The following is a 6,033-nucleotide window of genomic DNA, read 5'->3' as shown; positions in this document are numbered from 1 at the left end:
CATGAAAGTCAACGTACCGCACCACAAGCTCGGCGCCACGGCGCTGGCCGCCGCCGGGTTGATCGCCGCCATGACCGGCTTGCCGGCCCAGGCGTCGAGCCACCGCGAGGCACCCTACATCACCTCGCAGCCCAAGGTCGACGGCACCGACCTCTACATGTTTCGCAGCTATGAAAGCGGTCGCCAGGACTTCGTGACCATCCTCGCGAACTACCAACCGTTCCAGGACCCGCAAGGCGGCCCCAATTTCTTCATGTTCGACCCCAACGCGCTGTACGAGATCCACATCGACAACAACGGTGACGCGGTCGAGGACATGAGCTTTCAGTTCAAGTTCAAGAACACCTCCAAGGCCACCGCGCTCACCGTCGGCGGCAAGCAGGTGAAGATTCCGCTCATCAACAGCGGCAAGATCAGCGGCGTGAACCCGGCCGCGCTCAACGTGCGCGAAACCTTCACGCTCGACGTCGTGACCGGCAAGCGCCGCAGCAGCAAGGGCGTGGCGGTCACCAACGCTGCCGGTGGCGGTGCCGAGTTCGACAAGCCGGTCGACAACATCGGTGCGTTCACCTTCACCGACGCCTACGCCGCCTACGCCAACCAGCACATCTACAACGTCGCCATTCCGGGCTGCACCACGCCGGGACGCGTGTTCGTCGGGCAGCGCAAGGAGCCCTTCTACATTGCGGTGGGCAAGATCTTCGACCTGATCAACCTCAACCCGCTCGGCGCCGAAATCGGCGGCAACAACAACGACCTGGAAGGCAAGAACGTAAGCACCATCGCGCTGGAGCTGCCGATCGCCTGCATCAAGTCGGCCGACGAAAACGTCATCGGCGCCTTCACGACCGCCAGCGTTCGCCAGGGCCGCCTCATGAACGGCAAGCCCAAGAGCGGCCTGAACGACAGCACACGCCACGGCGGCGGCTGGACGCAGGTGTCGCGCCTTGGCATGCCCCTGGTCAATGAAGTGGTGATCGGCATCGACGACAAGGACAAGTTCAACGCCTCCGCGCCCAAGGACGACGCCGACAACTTTGCCGACTACGTGACCAACCCGGTGCTGCCAGCGCTGATCGAGTCGCTGTTCCCCTCCGCGAAAGCGCCGACCAACTTCCCGCGCACCGACTTGCTCACGGTGTTCCTGAAGGGCATCGCAGGCGTGAACCAGCCCAAGAACGTGAAGCCCGGCGAAATGCTGCGCCTGAACACGTCCACGCCGGTATCGGCCACGCAAAACCCGCTCGGCGTGGCCGGTGGCGACTTGGCCGGCTTCCCGAACGGGCGCCGTCCGGGCGACGACGTGGTCGACCTGTCGCTGCGCGTTGCCATGGGTGCGCTGTGCGTGCTCACCGGTGACACCGACACGCTCAAGGTCGGCTGCAAGCCCAGCGACGCGCCGGCCGGCGGTCTTGCGCTCACCGATGGTGTGCGCAAGGACTCGAGCAACTACGGCACCGCCTTCCCCTACCTGACCACCCCGATCGGCGGCAACTTCAATCCCACGCCGGCCGCCGGCACGACCTACCCGTAAGCGGTGAAGGAAACGCCATGATGAAACTCAAGAGAAAGTTCGCGCTTGCCGCCGCCCTGGCTGCAGCGCTCACGCTCGCGGCCTGCGGCGGCGGTAGCAACGATGCCGTGGTGCAGGCACCGCCTGCACAGGCAGCGCCCACCGATGGCGTACCGGCCGATGCCACCGCCTCGACGGCCGGCTTCATGACCTACATGAAGGCGCTGGTCGCGTCGTCGGGTGAGGGCCTGGAACCCTTCGACGTGGCGGCGGTGACGCCGCCGACTTCGGATACCGAAGACCCTGTGGCGCTCGAGTAAGGCGGCTGCTAATGCCCGGCCCTGGGGCCGGGCATTGCAAGCCAAGCGCGCGCTCGCCAACAGCGCGCGCTTTTTTTTGCGGCAAGCGAAGGCCGCTCACTGGCGACTTTTACAGGCGCCCCTCGTGCTGCCATTCGCGCAGCGTGCGCAGCATCTCGCGGTCGTTCTCCAGCCATGCCTGCTCGCGGTAGCCCTGCAGTGGCTTTTCTTCCGGCGACAGCGGCGGCGCCTCGTAGATGAAGCGCAGGAACAGCCCGCCGGGTGCGGGCTCCTCGATGGTGATGGCCAAGCCGACCGGCACCGCGCCTTCGTGCGGTTCGGGCTTGAAGACGACACGGTGCTCGGGTTCGAGCTTGACCACGTCTTCAAAGTGCAGCGCGCCGTAGTGAATGCTGCGCTCGCGCTCGTCGACGCTCGCGCCGGGGCGGACATGGCAGCGGTCGGGGCCGAGCGGAAATCGATCGGGCGACTCCACCCGCAGCAGCAGGCCGCGCCACAGCTCGGAGCGGCTCATCGGTGGCATATGCGGGTTGCCCGGGTCGGTGACTTGCAGCAGGTGTTCGAAGCGCATGTCGCCAAGCTTAAGCCCGAGCGGCAACGCGCTCAGCCCGCCACCGCCGCGGCGGCAACGAGCCGCGGCTTGACCCAGAGCCAGGCCACCAGGCCGATGCTCATCAGCGCCATCGACGCCACGGCCAGCGCCAGCGTCGAGTGCATCACCAGCGGCGCCAGCACGCCGGCCACCAGCGCGTTGGCGGCCGCCGCCACCGCCGACTGCAGCGACGAGGCCATGCCGCGGCGGTCGGGCACGAGGTCCAGCACCATCAAGGTCACCACCGGCACCATCAGCGCCCAGCCGAGCGAGAACAGGCCGATCAGCGGCAGCGCCCACCACGCCTGTACCGGCCACAGCGCATTGGCGATCACGTTGACCACCGACACCGCGACCATGATGCGAAAGCCGCGCCGGATCTGGCGCATGGGTGGCAGCTTGCCCGCCAGCCGGCCGCTCCAGAAAGCACCGGCCATGATGCCGCTGATGGTGCTGATGAAGAACCAGAAAAACTGCTCCGGCGCCATGCCCAGGTGCTCGCCGACGAACACCGGCGCCGACAGCACGTAGAGGAACATGCCGTTGAAGGGAATGCCGCTGGCCAGCACCAGCAGCACGAAGCGCGCGCTCGAGCCGAGCTGCCGGTAGCCGCGCATCAGGTTGCGCACATTGAAGGGCTGCACCGAGTCGGCGTGCAAGGTCTCGGGCAGCAGGCGCCAGTTGGCGATCCACAGCGCCACGCCAACCGCCGCGAGAAACCAGAAGATCGAATGCCAGCCGGCATGCACGTAAAGAAAGCCGCCGATGATCGGTGCCACGGCCGGCGCGATGCCGAAGAACAGCGTCACCTGCGACATCACGCGCTGCGCGTCGGCGGGCGGGAACATGTCGCGGATGACGGCGCGCGAGATGACGATGCCCGCGCCGGTGGAGAGGCCCTGCAGCAGCCGAAAGAACACCAGCTGGCCGATGGTCTGCGCCAGCGCGCAACCGACCGAGGCGAGCGTGAACACCGCCACGCCCCACAGCACCACCGGGCGGCGCCCGAAGCTGTCGGACAGCGCGCCATGGAACAGGCTCATCACCGCGAAGCCGATCAGGTAGATGGACAGCGTCTGCTGCATCTGCACCGGTGTTGCGTCGATGGAAGCGGCAATGCCGGTGAAGGCCGGCAGGTAGGTGTCGATGGCAAACGGGCCGAGCATGCCCAGGCAGGCCAGCAGCACGGACAGCGCCCAGAGCGGCGCGCGCCATAGGGTTTGAGCGTTGGGGTTCATGAAGAGGCGGCCAAGGCGCCGCGAAAGAGAGAGGGCCGCAAGAAGCGTGCGTGCCCGGCCGAGCGCGTTAAAGCAAAAGTGTGAAGCGAGCCGATAGGCCGGATTCTGTGCGCGTGCCGCGTCTTGCGACGCTGCACCCGTGACCGCCATTCCTCTGGGCCGCCCCTCGCGGGAACGGCTCGATGCCACCTACCCGCACACTCCCCGGGCCGGATCAACGTGTGCCTATTTGGTGTTGCTGCGCGCAGAGATTGCCCGTTTCACCCGGTCCACGGGGCTGCGCTCCGCGTCCCGCAGGGCTTGCGCCCTGCCCGTCCCGACGCTCCGAGGAACGTCGCCCTTTTCGAGGGGAACTTTGGAAGGTCCGCTTGCGCGGCCCTTCCAGGCCCGGACGACCGACTCGTCTCTGTTGCTCTGATCCTCACCTCGCGGTGGACAGCCGTTGGCTGCTGCGCTGCCCTGTGCAGTCCGGACCTTCCTCCAGCACGACCTTTCGGTCCCCGTGCCGGCGGCGGTCTGGCTCGCTTCACGAAGCGATTATCGTTGGACGGTTCGCAGCAACCCAGGAGAGCATCGCGATGAAGGCCAACACCGTCCTCGACACCATCGGCGCCACGCCGCACATCCGCATGCAGCGCCTGTTCGGCGCAGGCCACGAGGTGTGGATCAAGTCCGAGCGCAGCAACCCCGGCGGCTCGATCAAGGACCGCATCGCGCTCGCAATGATCGAAGCCGCCGAGCGCGACGGGCAACTCAAACCCGGCGGCACCATCATCGAGCCGACCTCCGGCAACACCGGCGTGGGCCTGGCGATGGTGGCGGCGGTGAAGGGCTACAAGCTGGTGCTGGTGATGCCCGACAGCATGAGCGTGGAGCGGCGCCGCCTCATGCTCGCCTACGGCGCGAGCTTCGTGCTCACGCCGCGCGAGGTCGGCATGAAGGGCTCCATCGCCAAGGCGCAGGAGCTGGTCGCGGCGACACCCAATTCGTGGATGCCGCAGCAGTTCGACAACCCGGCCAACATCGAGGTCCACATGCGCACCACGGCAGCGGAGATCGCGGCCGACTTTCCCGACGGGCTGGACGCGCTGATCACCGGCGTGGGCACCGGCGGCCACCTGACCGGCTGCGCGCGCGTGCTCAAGGCCAAGTGGCCGCGGCTGAAGGTGTTTGCGGTCGAGCCGTCGGCCTCGCCGGTCATCTCTGGCGGTAAACCGTCACCGCACCCGATCCAGGGCATCGGCGCGGGCTTCATCCCGAACAACCTGGACACCAGCGTGCTCGACGGCGTGATCCTGGTCGAAGCCGAGGCCGCCCGTGAAATGGCGCGGCGCTGCGCGCGCGAGGAAGGCCTGCTGGTGGGCGTGTCCTCGGGCGCCACGCTCGCGGCGATTGCGCAAAAGCTCGCCGAGCTGCCGCCCGCTTCGCGCGTGCTCGGCTTCAACTACGACACCGGCGAGCGCTACCTGTCGATCGAGGGTTTTTTGCCCACCGAGTGAGCAGACGGATTGCTCCTCTGCCCACCACCGCCCCGTCAGCGCGCCAGGAAGCGCACCGTCTCCGGCTTGTCCGCCGGCAGCAACTCGAAATGGCTCGCGATCTTCTTGAACAGCGAGGTGCTCTTGCTGTTTTTCTTGAGGATGCCGGCGTCGCGCAGCGACTCGGCCACGCCGTTCAGGCGCACCAGCTCGCCGCGTTGCAGCGCGGGGCAGGCGTCGAGCACGGCCTGCACCTCCCTGGGCAGTGGCGGCGCGACCGGGGCCGCAACCGGGGCCGCCTTCGCAGCGCTCTGCTGGCGCGGCTTGGCGGCAGCGCGCGGCCTGGCGGCAGCACGCGGCTTGCGCTCGGGCTCGGGCTCGACCGCCGCGGCGCGTGAGCCCGAGCGGCCCGGCGCGATGACGACGAACTCGTCGTAAACACGCTCGTAGTCGCGCTCGATGTTGCTGGCCGACTTGCCGTGCTGCCCGAAGCCGCTGACACGGCAACCCAGCTCGCGCAGGCGCACGATCAGCGGCGCGTAGTCCATGTCGGAGGACACGATCACCACCGCGTCGAGCGGCTGGCGCAGCACCAGCTCCACCGCGTCGATGGCCAGCGCGATGTCGGTCGCGTTCGGGCCCGCAAAGGTGCTGGGCAGGAAGCGGATCGCGTGGTCCTTGCAGAAGTCGCCAAACTCGCCGGCCTTTTGCACGCTGCCGTAGGCGCGGCGGTGCTGCAGCAGGTGCCGGCTCGCGTCCAGGCGCTCGAGCACCTGGGCGACGACGTCGGTGGAGACGTTGTCGGCGTCGATCAGGAGCGCGGTTCTGAGGGTTTTGTCCATCGCAGGGTCTCGGTTCAGTCGGCGACGAGGCGCCAGTCCAGTGTCTCGCC

General features: G+C 67.7%; 6 protein-coding genes and 1 other RNA gene. 3 read left to right on the top strand and 4 right to left on the bottom strand.

Annotation, left to right across the window (positions count from 1 at the left end):
• Position 1: 1 nt before the first annotated feature.
• Together RMO12_RS08735 and RMO12_RS08730 are read left to right on the top strand one after the other, a co-directional pair.
• A complete protein-coding gene (locus RMO12_RS08735) occupies positions 2-1,534 on the top strand; it encodes a DUF4331 domain-containing protein (protein WP_309638991.1) in 1,533 nt (510 codons plus the stop codon).
• A gap of 20 nt (positions 1,535-1,554) precedes the next feature.
• The gene (locus RMO12_RS08730) at positions 1,555-1,833 is read left to right on the top strand and encodes a hypothetical protein (RefSeq protein ID WP_309625549.1); all 279 of its coding nucleotides are present in this window, start codon (positions 1,555-1,557) and stop codon (positions 1,831-1,833) included.
• Positions 1,834-1,942: 109 nt separating this feature from the next.
• On the opposite strand, the gene RMO12_RS08725 is transcribed toward RMO12_RS08730, so the two are convergent.
• From RMO12_RS08725 to rnpB, 3 genes are all read right to left on the bottom strand, one after another.
• Positions 1,943-2,404, bottom strand: a complete 462-nt coding sequence (locus RMO12_RS08725) for an SRPBCC family protein (RefSeq protein ID WP_309625550.1) — start codon at positions 2,402-2,404, stop codon at positions 1,943-1,945.
• Positions 2,405-2,436: 32 nt separating this feature from the next.
• Positions 2,437-3,663, bottom strand: coding sequence for a multidrug effflux MFS transporter (locus RMO12_RS08720; protein ID WP_309625551.1), 1,227 nt, complete (start codon positions 3,661-3,663; stop codon positions 2,437-2,439).
• Between the two features lie 78 nt (positions 3,664-3,741).
• An RNA gene (gene rnpB, locus RMO12_RS08715) (RNase P RNA component class A) lies at positions 3,742-4,191 on the bottom strand.
• A 50-nt stretch (positions 4,192-4,241) separates the two neighbouring features.
• Here rnpB and cysK point away from each other — a divergent pair.
• Positions 4,242-5,162 (top strand): cysteine synthase A, encoded by a 921-nt coding sequence (cysK, locus tag RMO12_RS08710; RefSeq protein ID WP_309638990.1) that lies wholly within the window; start codon positions 4,242-4,244, stop codon positions 5,160-5,162.
• Positions 5,163-5,197: 35 nt separating this feature from the next.
• Here the strand turns inward: cysK and RMO12_RS08705 are convergent, their stop codons facing one another.
• Positions 5,198-5,983 carry an NYN domain-containing protein gene (locus tag RMO12_RS08705; RefSeq protein ID WP_309638989.1) on the bottom strand — a complete coding sequence of 262 codons (786 nt, stop codon included), beginning with the start codon at positions 5,981-5,983 and terminating at the stop codon, positions 5,198-5,200.
• Between the last annotated feature and the right edge of the window lie 50 nt (positions 5,984-6,033).

This window comes from Methylibium sp. (assembly GCF_031393925.1).
Classification (GTDB): Bacteria; Pseudomonadota; Gammaproteobacteria; order Burkholderiales; family Burkholderiaceae_C; genus Methylibium.
Note: the sequence above shows the minus strand (reverse complement) of the source record. Positions and strands in the feature narration are given on the sequence as shown.